Origin of the sequence: Streptomyces sp. NPDC007346 (genome assembly GCF_040703535.1) — a bacterium.
GTDB lineage: Bacteria > Actinomycetota > Actinomycetes > Streptomycetales > Streptomycetaceae > Streptomyces.
Genome location: NZ_JBEYKR010000155.1, coordinates 1 through 16,268, shown reverse-complemented (window position 1 = coordinate 16,268; position 16,268 = coordinate 1). Strand labels below are relative to the sequence as shown.

Sequence of the window (16,268 nt, the reverse complement as noted above, 5' to 3'; positions counted from 1 at the left end):
ATGGCTGTGATTCGAATAAGGACTGCGCATGAAAAAGGCTTTGTTGTTGACTGCATTGGCAGCCGCTCTGTCGGTTGCAGGTTTCGCCCACGCCGTGGACCCGGACAGCGAAGCCGCCCACCAGGCGCGGGCCTGGGAGCGGGAGGGGCGTGAGGAGGACGCGAAGGCGCTGCGGCGGATCGCCGACCACCCGATGGCGCTCTGGCCCGCCTGGGACGACCCGGCGCCGGAGATCCGGGACGCCGTCCGGGCCGCGGCCCGGACGAAGAGGAGCATCCTGCTCGTCGCCTACAACATCCCGCACCGCGACTGCGGGGCCTACTCGGCGGGCGGCGCCAAGGACGCGGCCACCTACCGGTCCTGGATCGGGGAGTTCGCCGACGCCATCGGCGACGCCCCGGCGACCGTGATCCTGGAGCCCGACGCCCTCGCCCTCATCGCCGACGGCTGCACCCCCTTCGAGCACCACACCGAGCGCTACCAACTGCTCTCCGAGGCCGTGGACACGCTCAAGGCGAAGCCGCGGACCACGGTCTACGTGGACGCGGGCAACCCGGAGTGGATCGAGGAGCCGTCCAAGATCGCCGAAGCGCTGCACCAGGCCGGGGTCGACCGGGCCGACGGTTTCTCGCTGAACGTCTCCAACTTCCAGCGGAGCGCCGACGTGGAGAAGTACGGGGCTCGCCTCTCCGACGCGGTCGGCGGCGCGCACTACGTGATCGACACCAGCCGCAACGGCGGCGGCCCCCTGACCGGGGACCGCGTCGAGGCCTGGTGCAACCCGCCGGGGCGGGCGCTGGGCACACCGCCGACCACCGACACCCGCGACGACCGGGTGGACGCCTACCTGTGGATCAAGCGGCCCGGTGAATCGGACGGCACCTGCCGGGGCGGGCCCGAGGCGGGCACCTGGTGGCCGGAGTACGCGCTCGGGCTGGCCCGCCGCGCGAAGCACTGAGGCCCCGGGCCGCTCGGGCCCTCGTACGACGGTTCAGCCGGCCTTGACCCACTTCGCCTCCGACGGGACGCCGTCCGTGTCCGTCACGAAGAGCATGTACCAGCCGGGCGGCACCAGCGTGGCGTCGTCCGGCACGCTCACGCTCACCTCCCCGTTCCCCTTCTTCAGCCCCAGCTCGATGGAGCGCTGCTCCACGTCCGTGGTGTGGGTGACCGCGCTCGGCCGCATCAGCCGGGCCGTCGCGATCCGGTCCGCGTCGCCGGTCTTGAAGGTGGCCGTCGCCCCGCGCTCGACCGCCTCGGGGCCGTCCCCGATGACCGGCCGCTCGCCCTTGGCCCGGTGCAGGGCGGGCGGGGTGTAGACCTCCATGCGCTGCTCGAACTTGCCGAGCTTGGTGTTGTCCTTGTCGCCGTAGAGCGAGTCGGAGCCGAAGGTGGCTACCCGGCCGTCCGGCAGCAGCAGCGCCTCGGAGTGGTAGTTGCGGCCGACCGTCGGCTCGGCCGCCTCCTTGAAGGTGTCGGTCTTCGGGTCGTAGGTCTGCGCCTTGAGGATGTTGCTGTCCCCCCGGCCCCGGTAGTCCTCGGATCCGCCGCTGGTGAAGACGGTGTCGTCCGGCATGATCACGCTGTTCAGGTAGCGCGTGCCCTGGGGCAGGTCGGGGCCGGGCCTGAAGGCCGGGCTGTCCTCCTTGAGGTCGATGACGGCCGTGCGGGCCGTGGACTTCTTGGACTCGCCGACCCCGCCGCCGCCGAGGACCATCACCTTCTGGTCCTGCACCGGCGGCAGCAGCAGCGAGGCCGCCGTCTCCAGCTCGTCGGTGTCGGTCAGGCCGGGCACCTTGGTGAAGGTGTTCTTCTCGATGTCCCAGATCCCGGGGTCGCGCCCCTTGTCCGCCGGGCCGTAACCGGCGTTGGCCCCCGGGTAGAAGAGCTTGCCGCCCTTGGTCAGGAACAGCGCCGGGTAGGTCGGGAAATACTGGAAGGGGCCCTCGGTCCACTTCTTCGTCTTCGGGTCGTAGATCTCGTTGTCGCCCGGCAGGATCGCGCCGACGTCGTCGAGACCGGAGACGGAGAGCACCCTGCCGTCCTCCAGGCCGACGAGCGTCGGGTACCAGCGGGCCTCCTTCATCGGGTCGACCTTGATGTACTTCTCGGCCGTCGGGTCGAACTCGTAGGCGGCCCTGATCCCCTGGAAGTCCTGCTTGTCCATGGTGATCTTCTCGGCGAGCCCGTAGGAGTTGTCGGACTCCTTGCCCTTCAGCCCGACGATCTCGTACTGGGCGGCGTCGGTGGCCACCGCCTCGACGCCGTCGTCCACCGCCTCCACGAAGACCCGCTGCTCCGAGGCCGTCACCTTCGTCTTCCACGGCTTCATCTGGCCGTTCTTGAAGTACGTGACCTCGAACTCGCGCTTCGCCTTGGGCACGGTGACGTCGAACTTGGCGACGTACTCGACGCCCGAGGGCGAGCGGAAGACCGTGCCCTTCTTCAGCTTCAGCGGCTTGTCCGGGTTCTCGTTCTTCACCCGCATCCCGCCGCCGGCCCGCTTCACCTTGTCGTCCAGCACCTCGTAGCGGGCGGTGCCGCCGGCGATCAGCAGCCGCCCGTCCGGCAGCTGGGCGTGGCCGCCGCAGAAGAAGTCCTCGGGGGTGGGGATCTTCTGGAAGGTGTTCTCGGCCGGGTCCCACAGCACGGTGTCGAAGGTGCCCTCGTCGAAGTGCTTCTGGTCGTTGCCGGAGCCCGCGACGATCAGCACCTTGCCGGTGTGCAGGAGCGCCGCGTGGATCGCGTTGGTCCGGTACTCCTTCGGGATGTCGACCCGCTCCCAGGAGCCGTACTCCGCCTTGTACTCCGGCCGGGCGATCTTGTACGCGTGGTACTGGTCCTCCGCGAAGGAGAGCGCCGCCGGGGCGTTGAGCCCCGCGAGCACGACCACGGCGCCGCCGCCCAGGAGCGTCTTCCTCATCTTCTTCGAAGGCCGGTAGGCCATGGGTCAGTTCCCTCCTGCGGTGGTGGTGGCGGTGGTGCCCGCCGTCGCGGCGCTGGTCGCCGGGGCGCTGGTCGTGGTGGTGGTCGTCGTGGTGGTGGTCGTCGCGGTGGTGGCCGTCGCGGTGGAGAGGAACGCCGGCTCGGGCAGCGGCCGTACGGGGGTGGGTGCGGGCGCCGGCAGGGCACCGCGCTCCCGCTCACGCCGGTCCTGCCACTGGGTCCAGGCCCACACCACGACCGGGGACAGGGATATCGCGAGCCCCAGCGTCGCCCAGGTCCGCATCGCCACATGGGTGTGGCCCAGGTAGACGGAGGCGGCGAGCGAGGAGAGCAGGACCGCGGCCCAGGAGAGGTGGATACGGAAGGTCAGCAGCCGGTCCGGGGAGACCTGGCCGCCCTTGGGCGTGACGACGAACCGGCCCTCCGTGCGCAGCACCGCCGAGCCGAGCGACTTGAGGTAGATCGGCGCGGAGAGCGCGGACATGGCCATCCCGGCGAGACCGCCGGAGCCCTCGGGTTCGTGCGGGGAGACGTTGTGCCGCCGGTTCCAGAGGTAGAGCCCGATCTGGAGGGCCGCCGCGTCGCTGTAGAGCATCAGCCAGATGGAGGCGGCGACCTGGGTCCCGGAGGCGCCGAACCAGAGGAAGAGCACGCAACTGCCCACGCCGAGCAGCCAGTTGACGGCGGTCATCGGGTAGTAGACGAGCATGAGGCTGTAGCTCAGGAGCCGACCGGGCGGCACCCGGAACAGCGCCTTGCCGTACTGCTTGAACAGCGTCTCGTACGTCCCCCGCGACCAGCGCAGCTGCTGGGTGAAGAAGTCCGTCCAGGAGGCGGGCCCCTCACCGACGGCCAGCACGTCGGGGGTGTAGACGGAGCGCCAGAAGCGCCCGGTGACGGGGTTGCGGCGGCGGTGGATCTCGAAGCCGGTCGCCATGTCCTCGGTGATCGAGTCGTAGAGGCCGCCGACCTGCCGTACGGCGGCGACACGGACGACGTTGTTGGTGCCGACGAACATCGGGGCGCCGTACCGGTTGCCCGCGCGCTGGATCAGTGCGTGGAAGAGGAACTGCTGCGACTCGGCGGCCTTGGTGACGGCCGAGTCGTAGTTCCCGTAGACCTGCGGTCCGACGACGAAGGCGACGTCCGGGTCCCGGAAGTAGCCCAGCATCCGCTCCAGGAAGTTGGGCATCGGCACGTGGTCGGTGTCGACGGAGGCGAAGAAGTCGTAGGCGTCGCCGTGGAGCGCGATCCAGGCGTTGTAGTTGCCGTGCTTCGTCTTCGCCTTGTGGACGCCCTTCTTACGGTTCCACTCGGGCACCCCGCGCCGGGTGAAGTGGTGCACGCCCAGCTCGGCGCAGAGCATCCGGGCCGCCGGGTCGTCGCCCTCGTCCAGGAGCCAGATGTCCAGCGGCCCGGGGTGCGTGAGGCGCACCGCCCCCTTCAGGGTGGCGCGCACCATGGAGAGCGGTTCCTTGCCGGGGACGTACGTGGTGAGGAAGGCGACCCGGGTGCCCGGCTCGGGCGTCACGGGTACGGGGTCCCGGGCGACCATCGTCGCGTGCGCGATGGAGGCCACGTTGACCAGCATGAACAACCCGATCAGGCCGATCGAGACCAGCATGACGGTGTCGGCGACGACGAGCCACCGCTCCCCGTTCTCCCGGTCGGTCCAGTGCGTGGGCCAGACCAGGTAGAGCAGCAGGGTGCCGGTGAGCACCGGGGCGAGCGTCATCAGCAGGACGGCCCTTATTCGGTGCTTCTCCGACGAGAGCAGGGATCGGTACCGCACTCGGTATCCCGTCGGGTCCGGCTCGGTGAGCGGACCCGCGAGCCGGCTGTAGGTGTCGTAGTCGTAGCCCTCCGACCGCACCATGCCTCCCACTGTCGAACGGGTTGATATCCCCACAGAAGGGGACGGGCAACGGCGTGTCGACCTGACAGGTCCGAGTGAGCGGTTTTTGATCCGGAGCCGGAAAGGCCCCCGGCCGTGTGGCGCCGGGGGCTTATCGGGTGAACGCGGGGCGGCGGACGGCCGACGGGGCGTCAGGGGGCGAGATACCGCTCCACCGTCTCGACCTTCGAGGTCAGGCCGTCGGTGACACCGGGCCGGATGTCGGCCTTCAGTACCAGGGAGACGCGTCCCGCGCGGGCCTCGACGGCGGCCACGGCACGCTTGACGACGTCCATGACCTCGTCCCACTCCCCCTCGACGGAGGTGAACATGGCGTCGGTGCGGTTGGGCAGCCCGGACTCGCGGACGACGCGTACGGCGTCGGCGACGTACTCGCCGACGTCCTCACCGACACCGAGCGGGGAGACCGAGAACGCGACGATCATGCGCTGACCGTGCCCTCGCGGCGGGCGCGGGCGGCGATGACGCCGTCGGCCTCGTACCCCTTGAGGAGCTTGTCGCCGTAGAGCCCGCCGAAGGGGATCATCGACAGGACGAAGAAGAGGGCGACGCGCTTGAGCGGCCACTTGGCCTTCATCCAGACGTCCAGCAGGAACACGGCGTAGATCACGAAGAGCACGCCGTGGATCATGCCGAGCGGCATCATCAGGAAGTCGATGTCCGAGACCCGGCTGAGGACCGAGCCGAAGAGGATCAGGGCCGGGAAGGACAGCGCCTCGGGAATCGAGATGAGGCGCAGCCGGTGCAGGGCGGAAGCGGTCTTGATGTCCACAGGGGCACCTTCGGTGGGAGGGTCGCGTGGGCTTGTGAACGCGCGCACAAGCCACCCCCATTGTGGCATCGCCCCGGGCCGCCCCCGGCGCCGGGGGCCTCCGTGTCCGCGGGCGCGCGTATCGCCGCGTATCAGGGCCGGTCCGGGTACGCATCAGGGGCGCATCAGGGACGTAACGGTTCCGTAGGGGGTGTCGGGGGCGGGGGGCGGGCGGCTACCGTCGTCGCGTGGCGATGTTCCGACTCCAAGGCAGCAAGACGCTCGCCGTCGACCTGACGGGCGATGCCGTCAAGGCGAAGAACGGCTCGATGGTCGCGTACGACGGCCGGATGACCTTCAAGAAGATGACCGGCGGCGGTGAGGGGCTCCGCGGGATGGTGACCCGCCGGCTGACCGGCGAACAGATGGCCGTGATGGAGGTCTCCGGGAAGGGGACCTGCTATTTCGCCGACCGGGCGAGCGAGATCAACCTGGTCGCGCTGCACGGCGACAAGCTGTACGTGGAGGCGAGCAACCTGCTGGCCACCGACACCGGGCTGCGCACGGGGACGACGTTCACCGGGATGCGCGGCGGGGCGAGCGGCAACGGGCTGTTCACCACCACGGTGGAGGGCACCGGGCAGGTGGCGATCATGTCGGAGGGGGAGGCGGTGGTGCTGCGGGTGACCCCGCAGTACCCGCTGACGGTCGACCCCGGCGCCTACATCGCCCACCAGGGCGGTCTGCGCCAGCAGCTCCAGGGCGGGGTGAACTTCCGGACGCTGATGGGCGAGGGCTCGGGCGAGGCGTTCCAGATGCGCTTCGAGGGCGACGGCCTGGTCTACGTGCAGCCGAGCGAGCGCAACACCATCGGGGGCAATGTCTGATGCCGTTCCGGGAGATCAACTCCAAGATGATCGAGGCCACGGTGGTCCCGGGCCAGACGCTGTTCAGCCAGCGCGGCGCGATGCTGGCCTACCGGGGCGAGGTCTCCTTCACCCCGAACATCCAGGGCGGCCAGGGCGGCTTCACCTCGATGATCGGCCGCCGGGTGAAGGGCGAGGCGACACCGCTGATGACGGTCGAGGGCTCGGGCACGGTGATGTTCGGCCACGGCGGCCACCACATCCAGGTGATCAACCTGGCGGGCGACACCCTGTACGTGGAGGCCGACCGGCTCCTCGCCTTCGACGGCTCCCTCCGGCAGGGCACGATGTTCATGGGCTCGCAGGGCGGGGTGATGGGCATGGTGCGCGGCCAGGTGACCGGCCAGGGGCTGTTCACGACGACGCTCCAGGGGCACGGCGCGGTCGCGGTGATGGCGCACGGCGGGGTGATCGAGCTGCCGATCACCCCGGGCCGGGACGTCCATGTCGACCCGCAGGCGTACGTCGCCCACCACGGCGAGGTCCGCAACAAGCTCTCCACCGCGGTCGGCTGGCGGGACATGGTGGGGCGCGGCTCCGGCGAGGCGTTCCAGCTGGAGCTGAGCGGGAGCGGCGCGGTGTACGTCCAGGCCTCGGAGGAGAAGCTGTGAGCACGCCCGTGACCACCGAGGAGAAGCCGATCGAGGAGAAGTCGTGAGCACCCCTGTGATCTTCGATCCGATGACGCTGCCGTCGGACGACAACGTCAACTCCTACACCTTCTGCGTGGAGCTCAAGGGGAGCCGGTGGTTCCTGCAGAAGGGGAAGATGATCGCCTACTACGGGCAGATCGAATTCGACGGCATCGGGCACGGCCGGTTCGAGCGGCTGGTGCGCTCCAGCTTCCACTCGCCGCTGCACGCGAGCGACTGGGTGGTGGCCGAGGGCAGCGGCAAGATGCTGCTCGCGGACCGGGCCTTCGACGTGAACTCCTTCGACCTGGACGAGGGGAACCTGACGATCCGGTCGGGGAACCTGCTGGCGTTCGACCCGTCGCTCGCGCTGAAGCAGTCGATCGTGCCCGGGTTCGTGACGCTGATCGGTACGGGGAAGTTCGTCGCCGCGTCGAACGGTCCCGTGGTCTTCATGGAGCCGCCGCTGCGGGTCGACCCGCAGGCGCTGGTGGGGTGGGCCGACTGTCCCTCGCCGTGCCACCACTACGACCACGGCTACATGACGGGCTTCCTGGGCGGGCTGCGGTCGCTGACGGGGATCGGCGGGACCTCGGGCGAGGAGCACCAGTTCGAGTTCGTGGGGGCGGGGACGGTGCTGCTCCAGTCCAGCGAGGCGCTGATGGCCGAGCAGGCGACGGGCGGGGTGCCGAGTGAACCCGGCGTTCCGGGCTCCGGCCAGGCGGGGGACCTCCAGCGTCGTTTCGGCTTGTGAGCGGTAGGCTGCGGAGTGTGACGTCGAACGTCTGCGCCCAGCCGCCGGTCCTTGCCAACGGGCCTGACGGCACTCCGGTGACCCCGAGGTGCCTGTCGTCACATCCGTAATTTCGTCCGGATTTCAACATCTTAGGTAGAATCCATATATGGAGACCGAGACGGCCACCCGCTGGCTGAGCGACGCGGAGCAGTGCGCCTGGCGCACCCACCTGGACGTCAGCAGGCTGCTGACGCACCAGCTGGAGAAGGACCTCCAGCCGTTCGGCCTGACCATGAACGACTACGAGATCCTGGTCAACCTCTCCGAGTCGGACGAGCAGCGGATGCGGATGAGCGACCTCGCCGCCGCCACCTTGCAGTCCAAGAGCCGGCTCTCCCACCAGATCACCCGGATGGAGACCGCGGGCCTGGTCCGCCGCACCCACTGCGAGTCGGACCGGCGGGGGCTGTACGCGGTCCTCACCGAGCTGGGCGCGGAGACCATGCTCAAGGTCGCCCCGCACCACGTCGAATCGGTGCGCAACCACTTCATGGACCTGCTCTCCCCGGAGGCCCTGGCGGAGCTGCACGCGGCGCTGACGCCGATCGCGGAGCACCTGCGGGGGCGGCGCGGCAAGCCGTAGCGGCCACACCCCCGAGGGCGCCGGGAGGGCCGGCGTCCCTCACCCCGCCCTGGGCAGCCACAGCCGGAACGCCGCGCCGCCCTCCGGGGCCCGGTGGACCGTGAGCGTGCCGCCGTGGCGCGTGGCCACGTCCCGGGCGATGGCGAGGCCGAGCCCGGCGCCGCCGTCGTCGCGGCTGCGGGCGTCGTCCAGCCGGACGAACCGTTCGAAGATCCGCTCCCGCTCCCCCTCGGCAACGCCCGCCCCGTCGTCCCGGACCTCCACGCGCACCCCGCGCCCGTCGGCCGCCACACGGACGGTGACCCGGTGCTCGGCGTGGCGCGACGCGTTGTCCAGCAGGTTGCCGACCACCCGGGCCAGCTGCCCGCGCGACCCGTTCACCTCGTACGCCGCGCCCTCGGCCACCTCCACCGTCACCGGGACCCGGTCCCCGGTGCGCTGGGACACCTCCTCGCGGACGAGCGCCCCCACCTCCAGGCGTGCGGCCCCGGGCCTCTCCCCCGCGTCCAGCCGGGCCAGCAGCAGCAGGTCCGCCGCCAGCACCTGGAGGCGTACGGTGTCGGCGACCGCGCCCGGGAGGTCCAGCAGCTCCGGGTGGGCCTCGGCCACCTCCAGCTGGGTGCGGAGCGAGGCGATCGGGGAGCGCAGCTCGTGCGAGGCGTCCGCGACGAACCGCCGCTGCCGCTCCACGGACGCCTCCAGGACGGTGAGCGTCTCGTTGGTCGTCCGGGCGAGGCGGGCGATCTCGTCGCGCGAGCCGGGCTCCGGGACGCGGCGGGCCAGGTCCTCGGAGGCGGTGATCGCGGCCATCTCCCGGCGGATGCCCTCCACGGGCCGCAGCGCGCGCCGGGTCACCAGCCAGGTCACCCCGGCGACGACGGCCAGCAGCAGCGGCAGCCCGGTCAGCATGGCCCCGCGTACGGTGCCCACCGCCTCCTGCTCGGCGGCGAGCGGGGCGCCCGCGTGGACGGTCAGGGTGAGTCCGGCGGGGGTGGTCGCCTCGACGGCGGCGAACCGGTAGTCGGCGGTCGTGCCGTCCACGGTGGCGGTGCCGTCGGAGAAGTCCGGGTCGTCGGAGGAGACCTCGCCGCGGCCGGGCCGCCCGCTGTCGTCCCCGTCGTCATCGTCCCCGTCGTCGTCATCGTCGTCCCCGGGCCCCACCGGGGCCGAGGGGGCGGCCGGGGTGACGCCGGACGAACCGGTCCCGGAGATCGCGTCGAGCTCCTCGGAGACGAACACCACCCGCCCCTCCTCGTCGGTCACCTGGACCGGGTGGTCCTCCTGGTCGTCCAGGTCAAGGTCGGCGTAGGCGGTGTCCAGGGCCAGCTGCCCGGCCACCTCGCGGGCGGCCACCTCCGCCTGGAGGTCCGCCTGGTCGATCAGGTTGGCCCGCAGGACGAGGAGCACGGCGAGCCCGGCGACGACCAGGGCGACGGCGACGACCAGGGTGGCGCCGATGGCGGCTCTGGCCCGTACGGACCTCACCTCGCCTCCAGCCGGTAGCCGGCGCCGCGCACCGTACGGATGGAGGCGGCGCCCAGCTTGCGGCGCAGGGTGGAGATGTAGACCTCCACGATGTTCGGGTCGCCGTCGTAGGCGAAGTCCCAGACGTGCTCCAGGATCTCGGCCTTGCTGACCACCTGCCCGGCCCGCAGGGCGAGTTGTTCCAGCACCGAGAACTCCTTGGCGGTCAGGGCGTACTCGTCCTCGCCCCGGTGGACGCGGCGGGCGGCGGTGTCGACGCGCAGGGTGCCGACGGTCAGGACGGGGGCGGCCCTCCCGGCACCGCGTCGGCGCAGCAGGGCCCGCACCCGGGCGACGAGCACGACGTAGCTGAAGGGCTTGGTCAGGTAGTCGTCCGCGCCGGTGTCGAGCCCCTCGGCCTCGTCGTACTCGCCGTCCTTGGCGGTCAGCATGAGGATCGGCACCTCGTGACCGGCGGCGCGCAGGGCGGCGCAGACCCGGTAGCCGTTCATGCCGGGCAGCATGATGTCGAGGATCACCAGGTCGTGGCCGCCCCCGCTCGCCCGGTGCAGCCCTTCGAGCCCGTCGTGCACGACGTCCACGGCGAAGCCCTCGGCGGTGAGCCCCCGGGCGAGGGACACCGCGAGACGCTTCTCGTCCTCCACGATCAACAGGCGCATGCGCACAGCCTCGCAAAGTCCACCTGAAGAGGCCTTCAGGTGGCTTCAGGCTGCGTTCAGCGACGGGTCGGCAGGGTGGTCCCCGTCGAGCAGCGCACCAGCTCCCGACGACCTTCGGGGAGGAACCTCATGAAGCGCAACGCCACCGTCGCCGCGATCACCGCGGCCGTCCTGATCGGCGGCACGGCCGCCGCCACCGTCGCCTTCGCGGACGACGACCGCGACCGCCGCCCGACCACGACGACCCGGCAGCCGACGCCATCCACGGACCGCCCGGACACCCCGGCCGAGGCCACCACCATCACCCTCGACCAGGCGGTGGCGGCGGCCCTGAGGAGCGTCCCGGGCACGGTCACCGAGGCCGAGCTGGACGACGATGACGACGACCACGGCGGCCGTACGGTCTGGGAGCTGGACGTCCACGGCTCCGACAAGAAGTGGCACGACATCACGGTGGACGCCACCACCGGCACGGTCCTGAGGACCCGCGAGGACGACGACAACGACGACCGCGACCGCCACGCGCCCCGCTCGTCCACGGTCACCCTGAAGCAGGCGGCGGACGCGGCCCTGAAGACCGCGCCGGGCCGCATCACGTCGATCGACCTGGACGACGATGACGACGACAACGGCCGCCGGGGCGACGTCCTGCGCTGGGAGGTCGACATCACCGGCAAGGACGGCGGGCAGCACGAGCTGAAGGTCGACGCCAAGACCGGCAAGGTCACGGTGGACGCGGACGACGACGGTGACGACCGGAACGACGACCGCGACGGCGACGACGACTGACCGTCCACCGCTCGGAACCTCCGCGACACCACGGCCCCGCATCGCCACAGCGATACGGGGCCGTTCGGCATCGACGCAGGCTCAGGAGCTCCCCGTCACCCCCGCCACCAGCTCGTCCGCCGCCGCGTACGGGTCCAGGGCGCCCGCCACGATGCGTTCGGCCAGGGCGTTCAGGCGGCGGTCGCCGCGCAGGTCCGCGATCCGCTCGCGCAGGGCCGTCACCGCGATCGTCTCGACCTCGTGGGCCGCGCGGGCGGTGCGGCGCTCGGCCAGGACGCCGTGCTCCTCCATCCAGGCGCGGTGCTTCTCCAGGGCCTGGACGACCTCGTCGATGCCCTCGCCCCGGGCCGCGACCGTCTTCACGATCGGGGGGCGCCAGTCGCCGGGGCCCCGGGACTGGCCCAGGCCCAGCATGTGGTTCAGCTCGCGGGCGGTGGCGTCGGCGCCGTCGCGGTCGGCCTTGTTGACCACGTAGACGTCGCCGATCTCCAGGATTCCGGCCTTGGCCGCCTGGATGCCGTCGCCCATGCCGGGGGCGAGCAGCACCACGGAGGTGTCGGCCTGGGAGGCGATCTCCACCTCGGACTGGCCCACGCCCACCGTCTCGACGAGGACCACGTCGCACCCCGCCGCGTCCAGCACCCGGATCGCCTGCGGGGCGGACCAGGCGAGGCCGCCGAGGTGGCCCCGGGTGGCCATGGAGCGGATGTAGACGCCGGGGTCGGAGGCGTGGTCCGACATCCGGACCCGGTCACCCAGCAGCGCGCCGCCGGAGAACGGCGAGGACGGGTCGACGGCGAGGACCCCCACCCGCTTGCCCGCCCGGCGGTAGGCGGAGACCAGGGCGGAGGTGGAGGTGGACTTGCCGACGCCCGGCGAGCCCGTGAGCCCGACGACGTAGGCGTGGCCGGCCAGCGGCGCCAGCGCGGCCATCACCTCGCGCAGCTGCGGGGAGGCCCCCTCCACCAGCGAGATCAGCCGGGCCACCGCACGCGGCCTGCCTGCTCGCGCCTGCTCGACCAGCGTGGGGACGTCCACGTCCACGTTCACCGCTCCGTTCGCCTTGCCCTAGCCCTGGAACCCGTACGGATCCGGAATCCGTACGGTCTGGAGTCCGTACGGGTACTACTTGCCCGGGACGCGGATGATCAACGCGTCGCCCTGGCCGCCGCCGCCGCACAGCGCCGCCGCTCCGGTGCCGCCGCCGCGCCGCTTCAGCTCCAGGGCCAGGTGCAGGACGACCCGGGCGCCGGACATCCCGATCGGGTGGCCGAGCGCGATGGCCCCGCCGTTGACGTTGACCTTGTCCGGGGTGACGCCGAGGTCCTTCATGGACTGGACGGCGACGGCGGCGAAGGCCTCGTTGATCTCGATCAGGTCGAGGTCGCCGACCTCCAGGCCGTCCTTCTTCAGGGCGTGCCGGATCGCGCCGGAGGGCTGCGACTGGAGGGAGTTGTCGGGGCCCGCGACGTTGCCGTGGGCGCCGATCTCGGCGATCCAGTCCAGGCCCAGCTCCCGCGCCTTGGCCTTGCTCATGACGACGACCGCGGCGGCCCCGTCGGAGATCTGCGAGGAGGTGCCCGCGGTGATCGTGCCGTCCTTGGCGAAGGCGGGGCGCAGCTTGCCGAGGGACTCCACGGTCGTCTCGGGGCGGATGCCCTCGTCCTGGGCGAAGACGACCGGCTCGCCCTTGCGCTGCGGGATCTCGACCGGGGTGATCTCGGCCTCGAAGAGGCCGTTCTTCCGCGCGGCGGCGGCCCGCTGGTGGGAGAGGGCGCCGATCTCGTCCTGGGCGGTGCGGTCCAGGCCCAGGCGGCCGTTGTGCTTCTCGGTGGACTCGCCCATGGGGATGTTCTCGTACGCGTCGGTGAGACCGTCGTACGCCATCGAGTCGAGCATCTCGATCGCGCCGTACTTGTAGCCCTCGCGGGACTTGGGCAGCAGGTGCGGGGCGTTGGTCATGGACTCCTGGCCGCCCGCGACCACGACGTCGAACTCACCGGCGCGGATGAGCTGGTCGGCCAGGGCGATGGCGTCGAGCCCGGAGAGGCACACCTTGTTGATGGTGAGCGCGGGCACGTTCATCGGGATGCCGGCCTTGACCGCGGCCTGGCGGGCGGGGATCTGGCCCGCGCCGGCCTGGAGCACCTGGCCCATGATCACGTACTGGACCTGGTCGCCGCCGATGCCCGCCCGGTCCAGGGCCGCCTTGATCGCCACGCCGCCGAGGTCGGCAGCGGAGAAGCTCTTCAGGGAGCCGAGGAGGCGGCCCATGGGCGTCCGGGCGCCCGCGACGATCACTGAGGTGGTGTTACCGGTCGTTGCTGGCATGGGCACGGCCCCTTGGGATCGGATGTGAACGAGGGTTTACTTGAATGTACTGAGCGCTCCCGCGCACGTCATCCGGCTACCGGTGTGACGGCGCGCACGTTGCGTAACCGTGGCGGGAGCGGGGACGCGGAGCCATGCTGAATCCATGCTGACGCGCATCGACCACATCGGAATCGCCTGCTTCGACCTGGACAGGACGGTGGAGTTCTACCGTGCCACGTACGGATTCGAGGTGTTCCACAGCGAGATCAACGAGGAGCAGGGCGTCCGGGAGGCCATGCTCAAGATCAACGAGACCTCGGACGGCGGGGCTTCGTACCTCCAGCTCCTGGAGCCGACCCGCGAGGACTCGGCCGTGGGCAAGTGGCTGGCGAAGAACGGGGAGGGCGTCCACCACATCGCTTTCGGTACGGCGGATGTGGACGGGGACGCCGCGGACATCCGCGAGAAGGGCGTCCGGGTGCTGTACGACGAGCCCAGGACGGGGTCGATGGGGTCCCGGATCACGTTCCTGCACCCCAAGGACTGCCACGGTGTCCTCACCGAACTGGTCACGAGCAGCCCGGAGCACTGACCTGGCGGATACCAGGCCCGGTAGAGTGGGCGGTTCCGGGCCGGGGCCGGGTCGGGGCCGTACCGCGTCCTCGTCGTTTGTCTGTCACCATTTCCCCGGGGGACCGCTCGCCGGCGAGCGGTACTCGTTGCGAACAGGGTTGGGGTCTCCCCTGCTCGAACGATGTTGAGAGCTCGGGGAAGGATGGGACCGCGCAGTGCGGGGCTACGAAAGCCAGGAGAGCCACCGAGCTGAAGACGACCATCTCTCGCGGTTCGAAGCCGAGATGGACCGGCTGAGGACCGACCGGGAGAAGGCCGTCCAGCACGCCGAGGACCTCGGATACCAGGTCGAGGTCTTGCGCGCCAAGCTGCACGAGGCGCGGCGCAGTCTGGCCACCCGTCCCGCCTACGACAGCGCGGACCTGGGCTACCAGGCCGAACAGCTGCTGCGGAACGCGCAGATCCAGGCCGAGCAGCTGCGCAGCGACGCCGAGCGCGAGCTGCGCGAGGCACGGGCCCAGACGCAGCGCATCCTCCAGGAGCACGCCGAGCACCAGGCGCGCCTCCAGGCGGAGTTGCACACCGAGGCCGTCCAGCGCAGGCAGCAGCTCGACCAGGAGCTGGCCGAGCGCCGGCAGACCGTCGAGTCGCACGTCAACGAGAACGTCGCCTGGGCCGAACAGCTGCGCGCCCGCACCGAATCGCAGGCCCGCCGGCTGATGGAGGAGTCGCGCGCCGAGGCCGAGCAGGCCCTGGCCGCCGCGCGGGCCGAGGCGGCCCGGGTGGCCGAGGAGACCCGGCAGCGCGTCGGCTCGGAGGCCGAGGCCGCGCGGGCCGAGGCCGAGGCGATCCTGCTGCGCGCCCGCAAGGACGCCGAACGCATGCTGGGCGTGGCCTCCGCGCAGGCCCAGGAGGCCACCAGCCACGCGGAGCAGCTGCGCTCCAGCACCACCGCGGAGACCTCGCAGGCCCGCCAGCAGACGGCCGAGCTGAACCGGGCCGCCGAGCAGCGGCTCCAGGAGGCCGAGACCCGGCTGCGCGAATCCCGCCTGGAGGCCGAGAAGGTCCTCTCCGAGGCGAAGGACGCGGCCGCCAAGAAGCTGGCCGCCTCCGAGTCGCAGAACGAGCAGCGCACCCGTACGGCCAAGTCGGAGATCGCCCGTCTGGTCGGCGAGGCCACCAAGAGCGCCGAGACGCTCAAGGAGGAGGCCGAGCAGGCCCTCGTCGACGCCCGCGCCGAGGCCGAGCGGCTGGTCGCCGAGGCGGCCGAGAAGGCCGGTACGGCCGCGGCCGAGGACGCGGCGGCCCAGCTCGCCAAGGCCGCCCGCAGCGCCGAGGAGGTCCTCACCAAGGCCTCCGAGGACGCCAGGTCGACCACGAAGGCCGCGAGCGAGGAGGCCGAGCGGATCCGCCGCGAGGCCGAGGCCGAGGCGGACCGGCTGCGCGGCGAGGCCGCCGAGCAGGCCGATGAGCTCAAGGGCGCGGCCAAGGACGACACCAAGGAGTACCGGGCCAAGACGGTCGAGCTCCAGGAGGAGGCCCGCCGGCTGCGCGGCGAGGCCGAGCAGCTGCGCTCCGAGGCGGTCGCCGAGGGCGAGCGCATCCGGGGCGAGGCCCGCCGCGAGGCGGTCCAGCAGCTGGAGGAGGGCGCCCGCACCGCCGAGGAGCTGCTGACCAAGGCGCGCTCCGACGCGGACGAGCTGCGCACCAAGGCGAGCGGCGAGAGCGAGCGCATCCGCGCCGAGGCCGCCGAGCGCGCGGCCACCCTGCGCAAGCAGGCCGAGGAGACGCTGGAGCGCACCCGCGCCGAGGCCGAGAAGCTGCGGGCCGAGGCCGAGGAGCAGGCGGAGGCCACCACCTCCGAGGCCGAGCGGGCAGCGGCCGAGCTGCGTGAGGAGAC

Annotated in this window: 15 protein-coding genes and 1 pseudogene; 8 read left to right on the top strand and 8 right to left on the bottom strand. The window is 71.5% G+C overall.

Annotated features, from left to right (window positions below):
* The first annotated feature begins 46 nt into the window (after positions 1-46).
* Complete coding sequence (locus tag AB0917_RS28980; protein ID WP_366822644.1) at positions 47-958, top strand: glycoside hydrolase family 6 protein; 912 nt, start codon at positions 47-49, stop codon at positions 956-958.
* Positions 959-991: 33 nt separating this feature from the next.
* Here the strand turns inward: AB0917_RS28980 and AB0917_RS28975 are convergent, their stop codons facing one another.
* From AB0917_RS28975 to AB0917_RS28960, 4 genes are all read right to left on the bottom strand, one after another.
* Positions 992-2,947, bottom strand: a complete 1,956-nt coding sequence (locus AB0917_RS28975) for a kelch motif-containing protein (protein ID WP_366822643.1) — start codon at positions 2,945-2,947, stop codon at positions 992-994.
* Between the two features lie 3 nt (positions 2,948-2,950).
* On the bottom strand, positions 2,951-4,822 hold the full coding sequence (locus AB0917_RS28970) for a glycosyltransferase family 2 protein (protein ID WP_366822642.1): 1,872 nt from the start codon (positions 4,820-4,822) through the stop codon (positions 2,951-2,953).
* A 170-nt stretch (positions 4,823-4,992) separates the two neighbouring features.
* Positions 4,993-5,286 carry an MTH1187 family thiamine-binding protein gene (locus tag AB0917_RS28965; protein WP_018492224.1) on the bottom strand — a complete coding sequence of 98 codons (294 nt, stop codon included), beginning with the start codon at positions 5,284-5,286 and terminating at the stop codon, positions 4,993-4,995.
* The gene (locus AB0917_RS28960) at positions 5,283-5,633 is read right to left on the bottom strand and encodes a DUF3817 domain-containing protein (protein ID WP_366822641.1); all 351 of its coding nucleotides are present in this window, start codon (positions 5,631-5,633) and stop codon (positions 5,283-5,285) included. Before AB0917_RS28960 ends, AB0917_RS28965 begins: the two co-directional genes overlap by 4 nt.
* 233 nt (positions 5,634-5,866) lie before the next feature.
* Here AB0917_RS28960 and AB0917_RS28955 point away from each other — a divergent pair, with 233 nt between their 5' ends.
* From AB0917_RS28955 to AB0917_RS28940, 4 genes are all read left to right on the top strand, one after another.
* On the top strand, positions 5,867-6,499 hold the full coding sequence (locus AB0917_RS28955) for an AIM24 family protein (RefSeq protein WP_366822645.1): 633 nt from the start codon (positions 5,867-5,869) through the stop codon (positions 6,497-6,499).
* A complete protein-coding gene (locus AB0917_RS28950; RefSeq protein ID WP_366822640.1) occupies positions 6,499-7,149 on the top strand; it encodes an AIM24 family protein in 651 nt (216 codons plus the stop codon). Before AB0917_RS28955 ends, AB0917_RS28950 begins: the two co-directional genes overlap by 1 nt.
* 43 nt (positions 7,150-7,192) lie before the next feature.
* Entirely contained in the window at positions 7,193-7,924 is a 732-nt protein-coding gene (locus tag AB0917_RS28945; RefSeq protein ID WP_366822639.1) for an AIM24 family protein, read from the top strand.
* 148 nt (positions 7,925-8,072) lie between these two features.
* Complete coding sequence (locus AB0917_RS28940; RefSeq protein WP_366822638.1) at positions 8,073-8,549, top strand: MarR family transcriptional regulator; 477 nt, start codon at positions 8,073-8,075, stop codon at positions 8,547-8,549.
* 39 nt (positions 8,550-8,588) lie between these two features.
* Here AB0917_RS28940 and AB0917_RS28935 read toward each other — a convergent pair whose 3' ends face one another.
* The gene (locus AB0917_RS28935) at positions 8,589-10,034 is read right to left on the bottom strand and encodes a HAMP domain-containing sensor histidine kinase (protein ID WP_366822637.1); all 1,446 of its coding nucleotides are present in this window, start codon (positions 10,032-10,034) and stop codon (positions 8,589-8,591) included.
* A complete protein-coding gene (locus AB0917_RS28930; protein ID WP_366822635.1) occupies positions 10,031-10,693 on the bottom strand; it encodes a response regulator transcription factor in 663 nt (220 codons plus the stop codon). Before AB0917_RS28930 ends, AB0917_RS28935 begins: the two co-directional genes overlap by 4 nt.
* A 129-nt stretch (positions 10,694-10,822) precedes the next feature.
* Between AB0917_RS28930 and AB0917_RS28925 the strand changes: the two genes are divergently transcribed.
* On the top strand, positions 10,823-11,482 hold the full coding sequence (locus AB0917_RS28925; protein ID WP_366822634.1) for a PepSY domain-containing protein: 660 nt from the start codon (positions 10,823-10,825) through the stop codon (positions 11,480-11,482).
* 81 nt (positions 11,483-11,563) lie between these two features.
* Here AB0917_RS28925 and meaB read toward each other — a convergent pair whose 3' ends face one another.
* Positions 11,564-12,532 carry a methylmalonyl Co-A mutase-associated GTPase MeaB gene (gene meaB, locus AB0917_RS28920; protein ID WP_366822633.1) on the bottom strand — a complete coding sequence of 323 codons (969 nt, stop codon included), beginning with the start codon at positions 12,530-12,532 and terminating at the stop codon, positions 11,564-11,566.
* Positions 12,533-12,607: 75 nt separating this feature from the next.
* Positions 12,608-13,813: an acetyl-CoA C-acetyltransferase gene (locus AB0917_RS28915; protein ID WP_366822632.1), complete on the bottom strand. Its 1,206-nt coding sequence runs from the start codon at positions 13,811-13,813 to the stop codon at positions 12,608-12,610.
* 145 nt (positions 13,814-13,958) lie between these two features.
* Between AB0917_RS28915 and mce the strand changes: the two genes are divergently transcribed.
* Complete coding sequence (mce, locus tag AB0917_RS28910; RefSeq protein ID WP_366822631.1) at positions 13,959-14,387, top strand: methylmalonyl-CoA epimerase; 429 nt, start codon at positions 13,959-13,961, stop codon at positions 14,385-14,387.
* 196 nt (positions 14,388-14,583) lie between these two features.
* Positions 14,584-16,268 (top strand): annotated as a pseudogene (locus AB0917_RS28905) (hypothetical protein); the annotation flags it as partial.

What these genes read in the sequence shown, in the direction of transcription:
- AB0917_RS28975 (WP_366822643.1), bottom strand. Translation starts at nt 2,947, where the DNA reads ATGGCCTACCGGCCTTCGAAGAAGATGAGGAAGACGCTCCTGGGCGGC.
- AB0917_RS28970 (WP_366822642.1), bottom strand. Translation starts at nt 4,822, where the DNA reads ATGGTGCGGTCGGAGGGCTACGACTACGACACCTACAGCCGGCTCGCG.
- AB0917_RS28965 (WP_018492224.1), bottom strand. Translation starts at nt 5,286, where the DNA reads ATGATCGTCGCGTTCTCGGTCTCCCCGCTCGGTGTCGGTGAGGACGTC.
- AB0917_RS28955 (WP_366822645.1), top strand. Translation starts at nt 5,867, where the DNA reads ATGTTCCGACTCCAAGGCAGCAAGACGCTCGCCGTCGACCTGACGGGC.
- AB0917_RS28950 (WP_366822640.1), top strand. Translation starts at nt 6,499, where the DNA reads ATGCCGTTCCGGGAGATCAACTCCAAGATGATCGAGGCCACGGTGGTC.
- AB0917_RS28940 (WP_366822638.1), top strand. Translation starts at nt 8,073, where the DNA reads ATGGAGACCGAGACGGCCACCCGCTGGCTGAGCGACGCGGAGCAGTGC.
- AB0917_RS28930 (WP_366822635.1), bottom strand. Translation starts at nt 10,693, where the DNA reads ATGCGCCTGTTGATCGTGGAGGACGAGAAGCGTCTCGCGGTGTCCCTC.
- AB0917_RS28925 (WP_366822634.1), top strand. Translation starts at nt 10,823, where the DNA reads ATGAAGCGCAACGCCACCGTCGCCGCGATCACCGCGGCCGTCCTGATC.
- AB0917_RS28915 (WP_366822632.1), bottom strand. Translation starts at nt 13,813, where the DNA reads ATGCCAGCAACGACCGGTAACACCACCTCAGTGATCGTCGCGGGCGCC.
- mce (WP_366822631.1), top strand. Translation starts at nt 13,959, where the DNA reads ATGCTGACGCGCATCGACCACATCGGAATCGCCTGCTTCGACCTGGAC.